The sequence below is a fragment of the Pseudomonas chlororaphis genome (assembly GCA_001023535.1).
Lineage (GTDB): Bacteria > Pseudomonadota > Gammaproteobacteria > Pseudomonadales > Pseudomonadaceae > Aquipseudomonas > Aquipseudomonas chlororaphis_E.
Genome location: CP011020.1, coordinates 4,117,372 through 4,134,728, shown reverse-complemented (window position 1 = coordinate 4,134,728; position 17,357 = coordinate 4,117,372). Strand labels below are relative to the sequence as shown.

12 protein-coding genes are annotated in these 17,357 nt (G+C 63.9%); 4 read left to right on the top strand and 8 right to left on the bottom strand.

Annotated features, from left to right (window positions below):
• Positions 1 to 463: 463 nt before the first annotated feature.
• Positions 464 to 1,198 (top strand): 3-oxoacyl-ACP reductase, encoded by a 735-nt coding sequence (locus VM99_18080; GenBank protein AKJ99886.1) that lies wholly within the window; start codon positions 464 to 466, stop codon positions 1,196 to 1,198.
• A 50-nt stretch (positions 1,199 to 1,248) separates the two neighbouring features.
• On the opposite strand, the gene VM99_18075 is transcribed toward VM99_18080, so the two are convergent.
• Together VM99_18075 and VM99_18070 are read right to left on the bottom strand one after the other, a co-directional pair.
• Positions 1,249 to 3,375 carry a TonB-dependent receptor gene (locus VM99_18075; GenBank protein ID AKJ99885.1) on the bottom strand — a complete coding sequence of 709 codons (2,127 nt, stop codon included), beginning with the start codon at positions 3,373 to 3,375 and terminating at the stop codon, positions 1,249 to 1,251.
• Positions 3,376 to 3,502: 127 nt separating this feature from the next.
• On the bottom strand, positions 3,503 to 4,897 hold the full coding sequence (locus VM99_18070; protein AKJ99884.1) for a GntR family transcriptional regulator: 1,395 nt from the start codon (positions 4,895 to 4,897) through the stop codon (positions 3,503 to 3,505).
• A 128-nt stretch (positions 4,898 to 5,025) separates the two neighbouring features.
• Between VM99_18070 and VM99_18065 the strand changes: the two genes are divergently transcribed.
• Together VM99_18065 and VM99_18060 are read left to right on the top strand one after the other, a co-directional pair.
• Positions 5,026 to 6,213, top strand: a complete 1,188-nt coding sequence (locus VM99_18065; protein AKJ99883.1) for an MFS transporter — start codon at positions 5,026 to 5,028, stop codon at positions 6,211 to 6,213.
• A 129-nt stretch (positions 6,214 to 6,342) separates the two neighbouring features.
• Positions 6,343 to 7,014, top strand: a complete 672-nt coding sequence (locus VM99_18060) for a GntR family transcriptional regulator (GenBank protein ID AKJ99882.1) — start codon at positions 6,343 to 6,345, stop codon at positions 7,012 to 7,014.
• Between the two features lie 678 nt (positions 7,015 to 7,692).
• On the opposite strand, the gene VM99_18055 is transcribed toward VM99_18060, so the two are convergent.
• The 4 genes from VM99_18055 to VM99_18040 form a co-directional block, all read right to left on the bottom strand.
• A complete protein-coding gene (locus VM99_18055; GenBank protein ID AKJ99881.1) occupies positions 7,693 to 9,042 on the bottom strand; it encodes an ABC transporter in 1,350 nt (449 codons plus the stop codon).
• A 2-nt stretch (positions 9,043 to 9,044) separates the two neighbouring features.
• Positions 9,045 to 10,415 carry a secretion protein HlyD gene (locus tag VM99_18050; GenBank protein AKJ99880.1) on the bottom strand — a complete coding sequence of 457 codons (1,371 nt, stop codon included), beginning with the start codon at positions 10,413 to 10,415 and terminating at the stop codon, positions 9,045 to 9,047.
• Positions 10,408 to 12,129 carry a peptidase gene (locus tag VM99_18045; GenBank protein AKJ99879.1) on the bottom strand — a complete coding sequence of 574 codons (1,722 nt, stop codon included), beginning with the start codon at positions 12,127 to 12,129 and terminating at the stop codon, positions 10,408 to 10,410. Before VM99_18045 ends, VM99_18050 begins: the two co-directional genes overlap by 8 nt.
• A gap of 300 nt (positions 12,130 to 12,429) precedes the next feature.
• Positions 12,430 to 13,830, bottom strand: a complete 1,401-nt coding sequence (locus tag VM99_18040) for a GABA permease (GenBank protein AKJ99878.1) — start codon at positions 13,828 to 13,830, stop codon at positions 12,430 to 12,432.
• Between the two features lie 376 nt (positions 13,831 to 14,206).
• On the opposite strand from VM99_18040, the gene VM99_18035 reads away from it, so the two are divergent.
• On the top strand, positions 14,207 to 14,818 hold the full coding sequence (locus tag VM99_18035; GenBank protein ID AKJ99877.1) for a TetR family transcriptional regulator: 612 nt from the start codon (positions 14,207 to 14,209) through the stop codon (positions 14,816 to 14,818).
• Positions 14,819 to 14,864: 46 nt separating this feature from the next.
• Here VM99_18035 and VM99_18030 read toward each other — a convergent pair whose 3' ends face one another.
• On the bottom strand, positions 14,865 to 15,968 hold the full coding sequence (locus VM99_18030) for a spermidine/putrescine ABC transporter substrate-binding protein (GenBank protein AKJ99876.1): 1,104 nt from the start codon (positions 15,966 to 15,968) through the stop codon (positions 14,865 to 14,867).
• 38 nt (positions 15,969 to 16,006) lie between these two features.
• Positions 16,007 to 17,341 carry a hypothetical protein gene (locus VM99_18025; GenBank protein AKJ99875.1) on the bottom strand — a complete coding sequence of 445 codons (1,335 nt, stop codon included), beginning with the start codon at positions 17,339 to 17,341 and terminating at the stop codon, positions 16,007 to 16,009.
• Positions 17,342 to 17,357 lie beyond the last annotated feature (16 nt).

The window sequence follows — 17,357 nt, the reverse complement described above, 5'->3', positions numbered from 1 at the left end:
CTACCCATTGCTGCGATAACGGTCGCTTTTTTTGAGACACCGGGAGCCAGATTAGCCAAAAGAAACCAAGAGCGTTTGCCCAACCCCCTGGTGCCTCGCCCAGACTCGGCGTGCCCGAGGCGGCCTTAAAGCCGACCTGGCTCGTTCGTGCCTGCGCGGGGCCCCTGTGGGAGCGGGCTTGCCCGCGAAGGCGACCTGACAGCCAGCCCATACTTCCAACTGCCCCGCAAGTCCCATTGCGAGAGCGAGCTCGCTCGCGAAGACAGTGGCACACCCAGCACTGATTCAACCGCTCCAACCTTCGCCACAGTTCGGTTGTGTGGATGTTTGGGATTGATTACATGAGGTATCAACTCAAGTACCAGAACCCTGATTTATCAAACCTGAGCGCATCAATACCCTGAGCACAACCCGCGCCGCTCCCGGCGCAGCGGTTCAATCAATGTGATCAGGAGTCGATTTCATGAGTATCAACAAAACCGTCATCATCACCGGCGCTTCCAGCGGTATCGGCTTGGACTTGGTCAAGGCATTCCTGGATCGGGGCTATAACGTGGTGGGCAATGCCCGTTCTCAATCCGGGCTGGACGCCGCTGCGGCCCAGTTCAACCATGCCGACCGGTTCATTGGCGTGGCCGGTGATATTGCCGACCCGGCCACCTCTACCCGTGTCGTTGCCAAAGCCGTCGAGGCCTTCGGCGGTGTGGACGGGTTGGTGAACAATGCGGGTTTCTTTCTACCCAAGCCATTCATCGAGTACAGCCCCCAGGACCTGGAAGCGCTGCTGGACACCAACCTCAAGGGCCTCGTGTATGCCAGCCAGGCAGCGGCCGCGCACATGATCGGCCGTCGCCAGGGCTTTATCGTCAACATCTCCGCCTCGGTGGCGCTGCAACCCAATATCCAGGTGCCGGCCGCGCTGCCGGTGTTGATCAAGGGCGGGGTCAACCAGATGACCCGCGCCCTGGCCCTGGAGTTGTCGCCCCATCACATCAAGGTCAACGCCGTCGCGCCCGGGATCATCGACACGCCGATGCATGACCCGGCGCACCGTGCGTTTCTCGATAACCTGGCGCCGGCGGGTCGTGTGGGGACGGTCGAGGAAATTGCCGAGGCCGTGCTTTATCTGGCAGGGGCCGATTTCACCACCGGCGTGGTATTGCCGGTGGATGGCGGGATGAGCACGGGCAAGTGGTGAGCGTCAACTGCCCCGCTGTGTGGGAGCGAGCCTGCTCGCTCCCACAGGGATCAGAGGGTGTAGGAGATGCCAGCCTGCACAGTGCGCGGTGCGCCTGGATAGGCGTAGACGTTACCGAACGCACCCTCTTCATAATCGGCGTCGAAGAGGTTCTTCACGTCCAGGTTCAGGCGGATCCGCTCGTTGACCTTGTAGTAGCCCAGCAGGTCCACCACCGTGTAGCTGTCCATCGAGAAGGCATTCGCCGCCGTCTGGCCGGCGCGTTCGTCAACGTACCGGGCACCGGCGCCCAGCCCCAGGCCCTTGAGGCCGCCGTCCTGGAATTCGTAGACGTTCAACAGGCTGAAGGTGTTCTTGGGCACGTTGAGCAGGCGGGTCCCGCTTGGGATGCTGGTGTCCTTGGTCACCTCGGCATCGACGTAGGCATAGCCACCGATCACCCGCCACGCCGGTGTCAGGTTACCGGCCACGTTCAGGTCGAAGCCACGGCTGCGCACTTCGCCGGCGGCCACGCTGAAGGTGGAGTCCAGCGGGTCAGTGGTGAGCACGTTACGCTTCTCGATCTGATAGACCGCCGCGTCGACGCTCAACTGGCGATCCAGCGCTTCCCATTTCACACCCATCTCGTAGGACTTGCCCTCTTCCGGCTTGAAGCCGCCACCCTGGCGGCTGGCACCGGTGTTGGGCTTGAACGAGCGGGCCGTGTTGGCGTAGACCGCCACGGTGTCGGTCAGGTCGTAGATCACGCCCAGCCGCGGGGTGACCGCGCTGTCGTCTTTGCTCCAGCTCCTGCCATTGGGCACAAACGTCTCGTACTCATGCTCGAAGCGCTCGAATCGCGCCCCCGCCAGCACTTTCAAGCGCTCGGTCAGCGCCACCTGGTCCTGGACGAACAGGCCAAGGGTCTTGAGGTTTTCCTGGTCGTCGGTGGGGGTGCGGGTCAGCGCCGGGCGGGGCTGGCCGTACACCGGATCGAAGATATCAATGGGATAGGCCCCGGTCCCGGCCGCGGAGCGCTGAATGATGGACTGGTAGTCGTAGTCTTCGTACTCGATCCCGGTCAACAGCGTGTGCTCCAAGCCGCCCGTGGCGAAATGCCCGGTGAGGTTCAGTTGCGTGTCGCGGTCTGTCCATTCCAGCTTGCGGTAGTTGAAATTGCGCCCCAGGGTACGGCCGTCGGCGGCGATGCCGTTGCCTTCGATGGCATTGCCCTGCAACGTGCCGTCCAGCCATTGGGTGCCACCGGCCAGGGTCCAGTCGTCGTTGAGCATGTGCTCGAAACGCACTTGCAGCATGTTGTTGTCGTTGTGCAGTTTGCCGGCGTCCTTTTCGCCGAAGAAGGTCTCGCGCGATGCCGTGCCACGCTGGCCAGGATAGTGCGTCACACCCCGGTCCAGCGGATGGTTGTTGCGCATGAAGTCGCCTTCGAACGTCAGGCGCGTGGTGTCGTTGAGTTGCCAGGTCACCACCGGGGCGACGCCGTAGCGCTCGGTCTCGACGTGGTCGCGGAAGGTATCGCCACCCTCGCCGATCACGTTCAAGCGATAGGCCAGCGTGCCCGCTTCGTCCAACGGGCCGGACGCGTCCAGCGTGCCGCGACGCATGCCTTGGTCATTGAGTTGGCTGCCGAGGGTCACCGTGCGCTCGGCCAACGGCTGCTTGGACACCACGTTGAAGGTACCGCCGGGGTCGCCACGCCCGTACAGCATGGTCGCCGGGCCGCGCAGCACTTCCAGGCGCTCGATGGTGTTGGCGTCGGGCATGTTCGGGTAACCCCGGTTGATCGGGAAGCCGTTGCGGTAGAACTCCCCCGTGGTGAAGCCGCGCACGGTGAAGGTGGTCAGGCCCTGGCCGCCGAAATTGTTGGCCCGGCCCACGCCGCCGGCGTAGTCGAGGGCATCTTGCAGGCGTGTGGCGCCGAGGTCTTCGACGGCGTCGCGCGACACCACGGAGATCGATTGCGGGGTTTCATGGATCGCGGTGTCGGTGCGGGTGGCGCTGGCCGAACGGGTGGCGTGATAGCCCTTGACCGGTCCCTGGGGGTTTTCATAGTCGCCAGCGCCGACGATGTCGGTGGCTTGCAGCTCCATGGACGCCGGGGCGACGAGGGGCTCTTCTGCCCAGGTGGATACGGAATAAGCCTGCAGCACACACAGTGAAACGAGAATCCGACGCATCGATGCACAATCCTAAGGGAAAAACGCCAACCCGCTGGGGCCGGCAAGAATGTGTCGCGAAAGATACAGCAACTCATTCCTGTTTGATATGTATTCCCATTAACACCTTGCATTTCCATGCGCATATTCAGTTATCGCGGTGGCTGAGGGACTCTTGCTCGATTCGCTGGAAAAACCGTTGCGCGCGAACGTCCGGGACAAAGGCCACGTTCAGCCGCAGCCAGTCACACGCCTCACCCGCCGGCATGAAACTGGAACCCTGGGAGAGTTGCACCTGCGTTTCCTGGGCAATCTGCTGCACCCGGTCGGCAGCCAGGTGTCGCGGCCGGGCCCACACGAACAGGCCGCCGGTGGGTTCGGCAAAAACCTCCCAATGCGCCTGGTCGAGTTGGCGAAGGGCGCTTGCCATCTGCTTGTTCAGCCGTTGGCGCAGGCGCTGGATCAACTTGCGATACGCGCCGTTGGCGAGCAACGCCGCCACGACGTTCTCCGCCAGCAGCGAGCAGCCGATGCCGGTCACCATCTTGACCTCGGCCAGCCGGTTGATGATGTCGGGCTGGGCAACCACGTAACCGACACGCAAGGAGCTGGACAAGGTCTTGGAAAAACTCGCGAGGTAGATCACCCGATCCAGCCCGTCCAGGGTCGCCAGCCGGGACGTCACGCCGTTCTGGAAGTCGGCGTAGATGTCGTCCTCGATCAGCTTGAAGTCATGCTGGTTGGCCAGTTGCAGCAAGCGGTACGCCACGCTCGGTGCCAGGCTGGTGCCGGTGGGGTTCTGGTACATGCTGTTGAGGAAAAAATAGGCGGGTTTGTGCTGCTCCAGCAAGCGCTCCAGGTCCTCGATAGCCGGGCCCTGGGTGCCTCGCGCCACCGCCAGGGTCCTGACCCCGTGCAGCCTCAGCAGGTTGAACAGGTTGTAGTAGCCGGGGCTCTCCACCAGCACCAGGTCACCGGGTTTGAGCAGCGTGCGCACCAGCAGGTCAAGGCCCTGGCTGGCCCCCTGGGTCGTGAGAATCTGCGGCAGGTCGACGTGGATGTCGATCAAGTCCAGGCGTTTCTGAATGTGCTGGCGCAGCTCGACCGACCCCAGCGGCGTGCTGTAGTTGAACAGGGCGTGGTTGTCGCTGCGCACCACCTGGCGGATGGCCTGGCCCAGGTCGGTGTCGTCCCGCCAGGCGTCGGGCAGCCAGCCGCAGCCGAGCTTGAGCCGCGAAGACTGCGGCTCGAACAAGGCCCATGCGCCCTCCTCTTCGCCCGCCGCCGGTTCCTTCGGGCGCGACACCTGGGGCGCGACGAAAAAACCCGACCCATGCCGGGACTCCAACACCCCACTGGCAACCAGTTGGTCGTAGGCCTTGATCACACACGCCAGGCTCACGCCGTTTTCCTGGGCCAGTTGCCGGATCGAGGGCATCCGGGCACCGGGGCGGATGCGCTGGCGCTTTATCCAGCCCAGCAACTGCGCCACCAGTTGCCGGACCATCGGCTCGGTGGCGTTGCGATCGATGTTCAGGTCCATGGCACGCCTTCTAAGTGTTCGCTGTTTTTTGGCGAACAGTTAAACACAAAACGCTCCGGGCTGTTTCTTGTTCCTGGGGGAGTCGGCGGTGATAGTCCTCGGGACTTACGATTTCCTGAGGAACGCGCTTGAACGCACAGTATCGACACTCATGGGGGCTGGCTTTCGGCCTGTGCCTGATCACCCTGGCCGTGAACCTGCAGGCACCGTTGTACACCGCCTATGCGCAGGCTTCCGGTCATGGGGCCGGCGCCACGGCGGTGGCCTTTTCCTGTTATGTGCTGGGGGTGCTGCCGGTGTTGTTGGCCTTCGGCGGGATCGCCGACCGAGTGGGCCGCCGGCCCTTGATCCTGTTGGCGCTGGGCCTGTCGATGCTGGCGACGGTGGTCACCTCGATCTGGCCGAACCTGATCGCGCTGGGCCTGGCGCGGCTGATGATGGGTGTGGGCACGGGGCTCGCTTCGGCGACCGCGACGGCTTACATGACCGAACTGATGACCGGCGGCGACACCCGCGCGGCTGCCAACCGGGTCACCGCCAGTACCTCGCTGGGCTTCGGCCTCGGCGCGGCATTGACCAGCCTGTTCCTGATCGTTCAGCACAGCGTCGTGCCCGGCAGTTTTTGGCTGCAACTGACCCTGGCGGCCCTGGCGATGGGCGTGGTCGTCCGGTTGCCGGACCCTGCCACGCGCAACAGCCATGCACCGCTGCTGCGCCTGCCGCTGTTTCCCGCTGGCAGCCTGCCCTACAGCTTTTCGATGCTGCTGGCCTGGGCCACCTCGGGGCTGGTCATCGCGATATTGCCATCGGTGCTGGCCGCCCACGCCTTGCAGCAGTGGTCGGGCCTGTCGACCTTTACCGTGATCAGTTGCGGGCTGCTCTTCCAGCCCTGGGCCCGCCGCCTGCCCCCGGCCCGTGCCACCGGCATCGGCTTGCTGGTGCTGCCCGTAAGCTATGCGCTACTGGCGTGGGGCGCCAGCAACGGTTCGCTGCTCGCGGTGCTGTTGGGCGCCCTGGGGGCCAGCAGCGCGTGCTACGGTTTTCTGTACCTGGGTGGGTTATCGGCGATCACGGCCATGGCCGGCCTGGAAAAGGCCCGGGTCAGCGCCGGTTTTTTCCTGTTCGCGTATATCGGTTTCAGTCTTCCGGTGGTGGTCACCGGCGTGGTGGCCGACGCGTTCGGCGCCGATATGGCGTTGATCCTGTTCGGGGTGGCGTTGATGGTCGGATCGTTGGTCACCGGGTGGGTGGTTGTTCGCAAGGTGGAACCTGTGGCGAGGGCGCTTGCTCCCGCTCAATTGAGTGACAATCACTGAAATGGGGCTGCTGCGCAGCCCAGCGGGAGCAAGCTCCCTCGCCACGGGATAAAGCTCGCAGCAAGGCTCGACACTGGCTTCGGCAAAGTCGTATACCATATCCCCAACTCCACCAGCCGACCTGCCGCCGTGACCTTATCCAAGTTCAACCTGCCTGATCTGGGCAACACCCCCACCACTTCGGAAATCATCACCCGTCACCTGCGCGATGCCATCGTGGCCGGGCATTTTGCCGAAGACGAGCCGATTCGCCAGGACGACATCGCCCGGCAGTTCAACGTCAGCAAGATCCCCGTACGCGAAGCCCTCAAGCGCCTGGAGGCCGAGGGCCTGGTGATGTTCCAGCGCAATCGCGGGGCGATGGTCACGCGCATCTCCGAGGCGGAACTGGCGCAGATGTTCGAGGTACGCATGTTACTGGAGGACAAGGTGCTGCGCCTGGCGATCCCGAACATGACCGAAGACACTTTCGCCCGCGCGGACAGTATTTGCCGGGAGTTCATCGGCGAGGACGATGTGGGCCGCTGGGCCGAGCTGAACTGGCAATTGCATGCCTGTCTCTACGAACCGGCACAACGGCCGTTCCTGGTGGGGCTGATCCGTTCGGTCCACGACAAACTGGAGCGCTACCTGCGCATGCAGATGAGCCTGTCGGCCGGCAAGGACCGCGCCGACCACGAGCATCGGGAAATCCTCGACGCCTGCCGCGCCGGCGATGTCGAACGGGCGGTGAAACTCCTGGACGAACACATCGCCGGCGTCTGCAAGACCTTGTTCGAATTCCTGCCCTCCAGCCATTGACGACCGGGGGCATCCCCGGCGCTTTTGTGGGAGCGGGCTTGCTCGCGAAGACGGCGGCACATCCAATCTCACCGTCACAGACCCACCGCTTTCGCGAGCAAGCCCGCTCCCACAGGGGATAGTGGATTTCACGCACATACCGGGCATCCCCCCGGCGCTTTTGTGGGAGCGGGCTTGCTCGCGAAGACGGCGGCACATCCAATCTCACCGTCACAGACCCACCGCTTTCGCGAGCAAGCTCGCTCCCACAGGGATAGTGGATTTCACGCACATACCGAGCATCCTCCCGGCGCTTTTGTGGGAGCGAGCTTGCTCGCGAAGACGGCGGCACATCCAATCTCATCGTCACTGACCCACCGCTTTCGCGAGCAAGCTCGCTCCCACAGGGATAGTGGATTTCACGCACATACCGGGCATCCTCCCGGCGCTTTTGTGGGAGCGAGCTTGCTCGCGAAGACGGCGGCACATCCAAATTCACCATCATTGACCCACCGCTTTCGCGAGCAAGCTCGCTCCCACAGGGATAGTGGATTTCACGCACATACCGGGCATCCCCCCGGCGCTTTTGTGGGAGCGGGCTTGCTCGCGAAGACGGCGGCACATCCAAGTTCACCATCATTGACCCACCGCTTTCGCGAGCAAGCCCGCTCCCACACAGAGCTGGGGTTCCCGCGATGTTTAGAACAGGTTCTGCACCTGTTCCAGCACGGCGCGGTTCATCTGGCCGGTGTGGGTGTGCAGGCTGACGTAGCTTTGCAGCATGTCGAGCTTGGTATTGAGCAGGTCTCGACGGGCCTGGAACACCCGTTGCTGGGCGTCGAGGATGTCCACGGTGGAACGCACGCCGCCCTGGAAGCCTTTTTCCGTCGAGGTCAGCGCACGCTGATTGGACTCCACCGCCCGCTGTATCGCCTTGCTCTTGGCAAACCCCGCCACGACGCCCAGGTAGTCGGTCTCGATGTCCTCGGCCAGTTGCTGGCGTTGCACGTCGTAGTCGGACTGGGCCCCGGCCAGTTGCGCCTCGGCCTTGGCCACCGACGCACGCACCGCGCCGCCACGGTACAACGGGATGTCCAGTTGCACGCCGACGTAATAAGTGTCCTGGCGCGGGTCGAGTTCCTGGTATTGGCGGGTTTCCCGGCGGGTCAGTTGAGTGGTCAGGGACAAGGTCGGGTAGTGCCCGGCGCGCTGGCTGTCGGCCTGGGCCTCGGCGACCTTGACCGCCGCCAGCCGCGCGGCCAACTCGGGGCTGGCGTCGCGGGCGATCGCCGTCCAGTAAGACAAGTCCTGCTCTGGTGGAATCGGGTTGGCGGTGGCCAGTTCCTCGCGCATGGGCTGGATGTCCTCGATCGGTACACTGGCGCGCCCGGACAATGCCCGCAGCGCCGCCACCCGGCGCGCCTGGGCTTCGGCCTCCTGGGCATCGACCAGGTCGAGCCGCGCCTGGGCCTCATCGATATCGGTGATCGCGCCCTGGCCGCCCTGATAGAGTTTCTTGCTCTGAATGACCAGGCCGTTGATCGCCGCCTTCTGCTGGGCGATCAACTTGATTTCGTTTTCGGCCCGAGCCACGTCGAAGTAGCCCTTGGCGACCCGGTCATACAAAGTCTGGCCGGCAACGTCGAACACCTGTACGCCCAGTTGCCCCCGTGCCTTACCCTCCTGGTACGCCGCCCAGCGCCCCTTGTCATAGAGCGGCTGCTGCGCCGCCAGGGTGACACTGTTCGCCTGGTAGTCGTTACTGTTGACATAGCTGCGGTCATCGCCGCCATCGGTGCGGCCGCCGTAGCCATAACGTGAACTCAACGACACCTGCGGATAGAGCCCGCCCCGGCCGATCGCCTCTTCGTTCCGGGAAGCATCGAAGGCATGGGCGGCCGATTGCACGGTCGGGTCGTTGAGCCGCGAGGCGTCGTACGCAGCGGTCAGGCTCAGGCCCCCTTCGGCCGCCCAGGCAGGGCCGATCACCGCCCAACTGGTGCACAGGCCCAGCAACATCCGGGCGCGGTAACGGTGACGGTCGGTCATGCTCATTCCTCCTTGAAGGCCGCCAGCAAGCGTTCGCGCAAAGGCTTCATCAGGTAGTTCATCAAGGTGCGCTCCCCCGTCACCACCGTCACGTCGGCGAGCATGCCTGGGCGGACCAACAGCCCGGCACCCTGCAACGCTGCGACGGTCTCGGCGGGGATCTCGACCTTGGCGGAAAAATACGGCTGGTGGGTCTGTTCGTTGATCAACTGATCCGCCGAAACCGTCGTCACCGTGCCGGTGACCGTCGGCGTGTCGACCCGTTGCAGCGCGGTGAAGTGCACATGCACCGGCAGCCCGGGCCGCAGCTTGTTGGCCATCAACGGTTCGAAACGCGCAGTGATCGCCATGGGGGCGTCCAGTGGAACCACCTGCATCAAGGTCTGCCCCGCTTGCGCCACGCCGCCGACGGTATGAATGTTCACGTCCATGACTTGCCCGGACACCGGCGCGCGGATCGCCCCGTTGTCGACTTCGAACTGCAAGGCGCGAATCTGATCGGCATAGCCTGCGGCTTCGGCCGAGACTTCGCTGAGCTGGGTTTCGGCGTCCCGACGAAACTCCTGCTGCGCCTGCAAGGCCTTGAGCCGGCTTTCGTTGATGGCCTGGCGCGTCCTGCCGACGTCGCCGACGCCCGAGGCGATCTGCCCGGCCAGTTGCGCCGCGTTGCGTTCGGCCTCGAAGAGTTTGTTGCGCGGCACGTAGCCCTCCCGCGCCAGGTCACGCAGCCCTTCGAGCTCCTGCTGCTGGAAACGCATCTGCGCGTCGTAGTTGCGCTTCACGCCTTCGTAGCCCAGCAACTGCTGCTGCAACGCCGCGGCCTCGTGCTCGATGATCTGCAAGCGGCTGCCCAGCTCGGCGCGCCGGGTCAGGAACAGTTGGCTCTGCAACGCCATGGACGCCTTGACCCGCGGCTCGTCGGCACGCGCCAGCAGCTCCGGCGGCCATTGGATCTCGGCATTGCCCAGGCGCTCGGCAATCAGCCGTGCCTCGATGCTGCGGTCGTTGAGCAACTTGCCCAGGGTTACGTCCAGTTGCGACTGTGCCTGCACGGTGTTGAGCTGCACCAGCAACTGCCCTTGGGTGACGCGATCGCCGTCGCTGACCAACAGTTTTTCCACCACCCCGCCGACCAGCGACTGCACCGCCTTGCGCTCGCCCGCCACCACCACGGTGCCGCTGCCCACCACACCCTGATCGAGCGGCGCCAGGCAGGCCCAGAGCAGGAAGCCGCCCAGGGCGAGCACCAGGAAACCGACACCATAGCGCGCCGCGCCACGGGCATCGGTGCTGGCGGTGGGCAGGGTCGAGCTGCTGCGAACACTCACCCCGTGCTCGCTGTAGGTGTGCGCTCCCGGCGTCAGATCACGCATCTTTGCCTGCCTCCCTCACCGCAGCCGGCCTCGGCCCCGGCATCAACGCCTTGAGAACCCGGTCCCGGGGGCCGAACGCCTGTTGCGTGCCGTCCTTGAGCACCAGGATGTGATCAACCACCGCCAGCACGTTCGGCCGGTGGGTGATCAGCACCACCGTGCTGCCCGCTGCCTTGAGCGCGTTGATGGCCTGCACCAGCGCCAGTTCGCCGGCTTCATCGAGGTTGGAATTGGGTTCATCGAGCACGATCAGCGCCGGCCGCCCGTAGAGCGCGCGAGCCAGCCCGAGGCGCTGTTTCTGCCCGCCGGACAAGCCCAGCCCACCAGGGCCCAGCGGCGTGTCGTAGCCCTTGGGAAAACGCAGGATCATCTCGTGGATCCCGGCCAGGCGTCCGGCGGCGATGATCTTGTCCGCGTCCTGTTCGCCGAAGCGAGCGATGTTGTCGGCCACGCTGCCGTCGAACAGTTCGATGTCCTGGGGCAGGTAGCCCAGATGCGGGCCCAGGGCGTCGTGGGTCCACTGGCTGATCTCGGCGTCGTCCAGGCGCACCGAGCCGCCCATGGCCGGCCAGACGCCAACCAGTGCCCTGGCGAGGGTCGATTTACCGCTGGCGCTGGGTCCGACAACGGCCAGCACGTCCCCTTTGGCCAGGCTGAACTGGATGCCCCGCAGAATCGGCTGCGTGGCACCCGGCGTACCGACGTACAGTTGCTCAAGGCGCACCGCGCCGCTGGGGGGCGGCAACGGCATGCGCAGGCGTTCGCGCGGATGCTGGGCCAGCAACTGGCTCAAGCGCTGGTAGCTCTGGCGCCCGGCGTTGAATTGCTTCCACGAACCGATGGCGATTTCCACCGGCGCCAGGGCCCGTCCCAGCAACAGCGACATCGCGATCATCATGCCTGCCGACAACTGCCCTTCCAGCACCAGCAGCGCGCCCAGCCCCAATGACAACGACTGGCCCGAGATGCGCACGAAACGCGTCGCCGAGGTGATGCGCGCACCGCGATCGCTGGCGTGGGCCTGGGCCGCAATGATGCGCTGCTGCAACAGGCTCCAGCGTTGGCGCAACGGCCCGAGCATGCCCAGGGCCTGGATCACTTCGGCGTTGTGCAAGGTGCTGTTGACGTAAACCGCCGACTGCACGCCCAACCGATTGGCTTCCCCCAGGCGCGTGCGCGTCGCCAGTTCCCCCCACAGCGCCAGGCCGACCAGCACCAGGGCGAGGATCAACGTCAACACGCCGAACCAGGGATGAAAGATGAACGCCACCAACAGGAAGATCGGCAGCCATGGCGCATCGAGCAACGCGATCAGGCCCTGGCCGGTGATCAGTTGCCGCAGCGTGGCCAGGTCGGTGAGCACCTGGGCCGGGTTGGCGTTGTGCTCGCGCAGGCTGCGGGCGAAGGCCGCGTCGAAGATCCGCTCGCCGAGGGCGTCGTCGAGCCCGGCGCTCATGCGGATCATCACCTCCCCGCGCACCCACTCGATCAACGCACTGAACAGGAACAGACCCAGGGCGATCAAGGTGAGCATGAACAGCGTGGTTTCGTTGCGACTGGTGAGCACCCGGTCGTACACCTGCATCATGTACAGGGACGGCACCAGCACCAGCAGGTTGATCACCCCGCTGAACAGCGCAAGCGACCAGAACACCCGGCGATAGCTCAGTAAAGCGGCATCAATGTCATGACGCGGATCGAGAAGCAAACCCATAGAATGTCGCCCGCAAAAGAAAGAGTCGGTCCAAGACGCAATCCATCGCGCGCTTTCTGCCCGAAGGCATTGGAGAAAACACTCACGTCGCTTTCAGTGACGATCCTCGTCGCTACAGGCGCCAGTAACTGACAACGCCGCTACCGGTTAGTGCCGGTTCGACAGGCTGGGTTTTTACAGTGGGTGACCAGCGGGAGGGTTGTGCTGCAAGCCAGGGTTTTCGGGGCCTCGAACGGGCCCCGGGTGTGGATTTCTTGGCGCCAGCAACGTGGCGCCAAGCGGGCGAAAAACGCCGCCGGACTATCCGAGGGAAGCGGCCCGTTCGGGCTGCGCATGCTGCCGGGAAGTCACCAGCCCGATGAACGAAATCACCAGCGCCAGCCCCAGGGTGGTGCTCACTTCACTGCGGTGTTCGGGCGTCACCATCATCACCGCCAGCGCCGCCGAGATGAACACGATCACCAGCCAGGTCAGCCACGGGAACAGCCACATGTGAAAAGCCAGCTCGACGTTCTGCCGATGCAGCATCCTGCGCATGCGCAGCTGGGAAATGGCAATTACCAGGTACACCAGCAATGCGATGGCGCCGGAGCTGGCGAGCAGGAACTGGAACAGCCCCGCCGGCATGAAGTAGCTGAACAAGGTGACCCCTGCCCCCAGCACGGTGCTGGCGATCACCGCCGAGCGCGGGACACCGGCCGCGGACGTCACTTTCAGCGCCTTCGGCGCATCACCGCGGCGCCCCAGGGAATACAGCATGCGTGAGGCGATGTAGATCGAGGAGTTCATGCAACTGGCCACGGCAATCAGCACCACCGCATCAACCATGAGCTTGGCGTGGGGAATGTTCATCAGTTCCAGCGCACGCTGGTAGGAGCCCACGGACGCCAGCAGCGGATCGTTCCAAGGCACCACGGAAATGACCACGAAGATCGACAGCAGGTAGAACACCCCGATTCGCCAGATCACCGACCGGGTCGCCTTGGCGATGTTCTGGGCCGGATCGTTGGACTCGGCCGCCGCGATGGTCACCGCCTCGGTGCCGATGAAGCTGAACATGATGGTGATGAAAGCACCGACCACCGCCGACAGGCCGTTGGGCGCGAACCCGCCGTGTTCTTCCATCAAGCGGCTCAGGCCGCTGGCTTCCCGCTCGGGGATCCAGCCCATCAACACGGCACCTCCCAGGGAAATGAAACCGATGATCGCCACCACCTTGGCCATCGCGAACCAGAACTCGAACTCCCCGTACTTGGCCACGCTGAACAGGTTGGTCACGGCCAACAGGACAATGGACGCCGAGGCAAACACCCAGGCGTCCACGGCCGGAAACCACTGGTTCAGGACATGCCCGGCGGCCAGCGCCTCGATCGGTATCACCAACACCCAGAACCACCAGTAGAGCCAGCCGATGGTGAAGCCCGCCCAACGGCCGATGGCCTGGTCGGCGTAGGTGGAAAAGGATCCGGTGTCCGGGTTGGCCACCGCCATTTCACCCAGCATGCGCATGACAAGGACCACCAACAGCCCGGAAAACAGGTAAGCCAGCAAGACGGCCGGGCCGGCGGCGGCGATAGCGTGTCCGGAGCCGACGAACAGGCCCGCGCCGATGATCCCGGCGATGGACAGCATGGTGACGTGACGAGGCTTGAAGCCCTGCGCCAGATGGCCGTTCGAATCCTTGAAGCTGGGGCTGGTCATTTTCTTATTCTCTTTTGATCGGCATTGAGGCGTAGACAGGGATCAGTGGGTGACTGCCCCTCTTGAAGCGCTGACTTCCGGTTTTTCCTGGTCCCCCCTTTACGTATCTGTGTAACCGGATGGAATGACGCGTCACGTTACCTGCCTTGCCGACGGGGCAAATTACCTGAGCGCGCCGCCTCAGTGCCTGATCTCGCCACTGCCGGCCCCCCTCCAGAGCCGAGCCAAAAGGCCAGTATTTGAAATGAGTGCTTCAAATATTTTATCCAGTTAAGTATTTTGCACAGGTATGCGGAAGCCCGCTCGCCCCCACCTTTGCGGCAGAGGGACGGTGGTGTGCGGCGGCCGCCTCTTCTCTCCCAGACAAGGACCTCCCGTGAGCGGACTGCGTGAACGCCAGAAAGCCGAACGACGGCAAGCCATCAGCAAAGCGGCCATCGAACTGTTCGAGCGCCAGGGCTACCAGGACACCACCATCGAACAGATCGCCAGCCAGGCCGGCGTCTCGGCACCCACCGTGTTCAAGTACTTCGGCAACAAGCAGGAAATCATCCTGGAAATCCTCCACGAGGCCGACCAGCGCGCGCTCAAGGACACCCGCAGCCAGATCCCCGGGATTGAAGACCCGGTCGAGGCGATGTGTTACCTGGAGCGATTACTGACCGGGTACGCCCTGGAAGTCATGCACCCGAGCCTGTGGCGCGAACTGCTGCCGCTGATCCTGTTCGGGGGCGACAACGATTTGCCCGAAGGCTATCGCGCCATGAACGATGCGCTGCGAGCTGAAATCAGCGGCCTGCTCAGGGAGTTGCAAGCGGCCGGCAAGCTGCGCGCCGACCTCGACGTGGAACTGGCCGCCTTCCTGCTCAATGACTATTCACACCTACAACTGTATCGGCTGGTCAACCAGCAGCAGCCGGATGTCGAGGCTCACTCCAGCCAGGTCCGGCGGATCACCGAGCTGCTGTTCCATGGCATGCGGGCCTGATTAAGCCATGGAAAAGGCCCGGCGCCACGACGCCGGGCCAGCCTGCTCAGCGATTGCTCTTGATGGTGGTCCAGGTGCGCGTGCGGATCCGCTCGACGGCGGCCGGCACCGGCTCCAGGGCAAACAGCGTCTTGCGGGCTTCGTCCGGCACGTACATGGCGGGGTTGTTGCGGATCTCGGCATTCACCAGCGCGGTGGCATCCTTGTTGGGGTTGGGGTAGCCGATCTTGTTGCTGACCCGGGCAATCACGTCCGGGCGCAGGATGTAGTTGATGAAGGCGTAGGCCTCTTGGGTGTGAGGGGCATTGGTCGGCACCATCATCACGTCCGACCACACCGGCGCGCCCTCCTTCGGCAAGGCCATCTCGACCTTGACGCCCTTGCCCGCGGCATCGGCCAGTTGCTTGGCCAGGGCCACGCCGCCGGACCAGCCCACGGCGACGCACACATCACCGTTGGCCAGGTCCATGCCGTAGCGCGATGAGCTGAAATAGTTGATGTAGGGGCGAATCTTCAGCATCGCGGCCTGGGCCTTCGGGTAGTCCTCGCGCTTCAGGCTATTGGGATCGAGGCCTTCGTAGTGCAAGGCGATCGGGATGATTTCGTTGGCGGCATCGAGAAAGCCCACGCCACAGCTGGCCAGCCGGGATAGATTCTGTTCCTTGAAGATGATGTCCCAGCTGTTCATCTGCACATCGGCGCCCAGCGCCTTGCGCACCTTGTCGACGTTGTAGCCGATCAACGTGGTGCCCCAGAGGTACGGCACGGCGTAGCGGTTACCGGTGTCGCCCACCGCTTCGAGGGACTTCATGAACTCCGGGTCCAGGTGCTGCCAGTTGGGCAATTGGCTGCGGTCCAGTGGCTGGACGGCACCGGCGGCGATCAGGTGGCTGACGTTGGAGCTGCTCGGGTAGACCACGTCATACCCGGAGTTGCCGGTCAACAGCTTGGACTCCAGGGTCTCGACACTGTCGAATACGTCGTAGATCGGGCGAATACCGGTTTCTTCCTGGAAGCTCTTGAGGATTTCCGGCGGCAGGTACTCGATCCAGTTGTAGATCCGCACCGTGCGTTCGTCGGCCATCCCCGCGCCGCTGACCAACAATGAAATCAAACCGCCCAGCAAGGTGTTACGCAACGACTTGTACATGGGAAAAACTCCAGCGCGGCTGCGAAGGCTCGCGACACTTAATAGCGGTAGGTAAAGGACATTTCCAGTGCGCTGAATGTCTGGTCATCGCCAAACACCTGCTTGGCCGCGGCCATGGGCTTGACCCAGTTATAGGACAGCGACGTCACCAGCGCCCTGGACGGCGCCCAATCAAGGAAGACGACGCTCTCGTCGGCAAAACGCCGGTCATTGACGGCGGCCCCCATGTAGTTTTTTTCGTCCAGCCAGAACTGGTAGTGGATCGTTCCCAAGGTCAGCGTTTCGTTGAGGTGCGTCTTGAGGGAGAACTGCTGGACATTTTCATTGCTGTTGAACAGCAGGTAGTTGCCGACCACATCGCCCACCAGCCAGGTGCCCCAGTCGACATAACCCTTGCTGAGCGGGTCCCAGGACGCCTGACGGTTGTCGGCGAGGTTGTCGTCCCCCGAAAAGTGGGTGTAGCGATAGCCGATGATCGGCGTCAGCGGCACGTTTTCGAAGGCATAATCTGCCTGGGCGTACCAGGCCTCGGCGTCATAGTCGACGCCTTCGCCGTGCCCGCGCTCTACGGCATATTCAGCGTTGAGCGTCAGCGCCGGCACGCCCGGCACCTTGGCGTTGAGCGCCCGGACGTTGTACACCTGCATGCCGTCGCGGCGCAGCGGCGTCGCACCCTTGGGGCCCAGGGCATTGACCTTCATGGCCATGGCCCCGAGCGTCACCTGGTCGGCGAGGTTGTAGTCGAGGTTGGCGCCGGTCATGCGGAAGTCGCCCAGGTCGCCGTCAGTGCGCAAGGAGAAAGCTTGGGTCTTCAATGCGCCATGGTCCCAGGCCAACAGCGCCGATTCCTTGAAGGCGGTTCTTGGCGCGAGCCAATAGGCGCCGTCCTTGAACTGGTCGAGGTCGCCGTCCATGACAATGAAACCGGTGCCGATCATGTAGTTTTGGCGCCCGGCCGTGAAGGTCCACTCCCCGGCGCGAAAACCGCCATAGAACTCTTCAGTGGAGACCTCGCCGTCGGAACGCCGTGTGAAGCCACCGGCGTCGCCGTCGCCCAGGGTCGTCGCCGCCACCAGCGAGCCCCCGGCCAACAGGCTGAAGTCGGGCTGCAAGGCATATTCGAGCTTGACGCCGGGCTTGAGGTAGAACTCTTGCCAATCGATTTTCGTGCCGTCGTTGCGGCGGCTGCGCAGATCGATCCGGCCCGCGCCGAAATTGACCTGGCGGGTCGAGAGGATGGCGCCGCCCGCCGTCAGGTTGGCCTCACCCTTGAGGTTGCCGTCCTCGAACGTGTAGCCCGCCAGGACCGCTTGGGTGGTCAGGGGTAACCCGAACGCCAGCAACGTTCGGGACAAACGCATCATGGAAACCATTTGGAGCTCCTGTGTG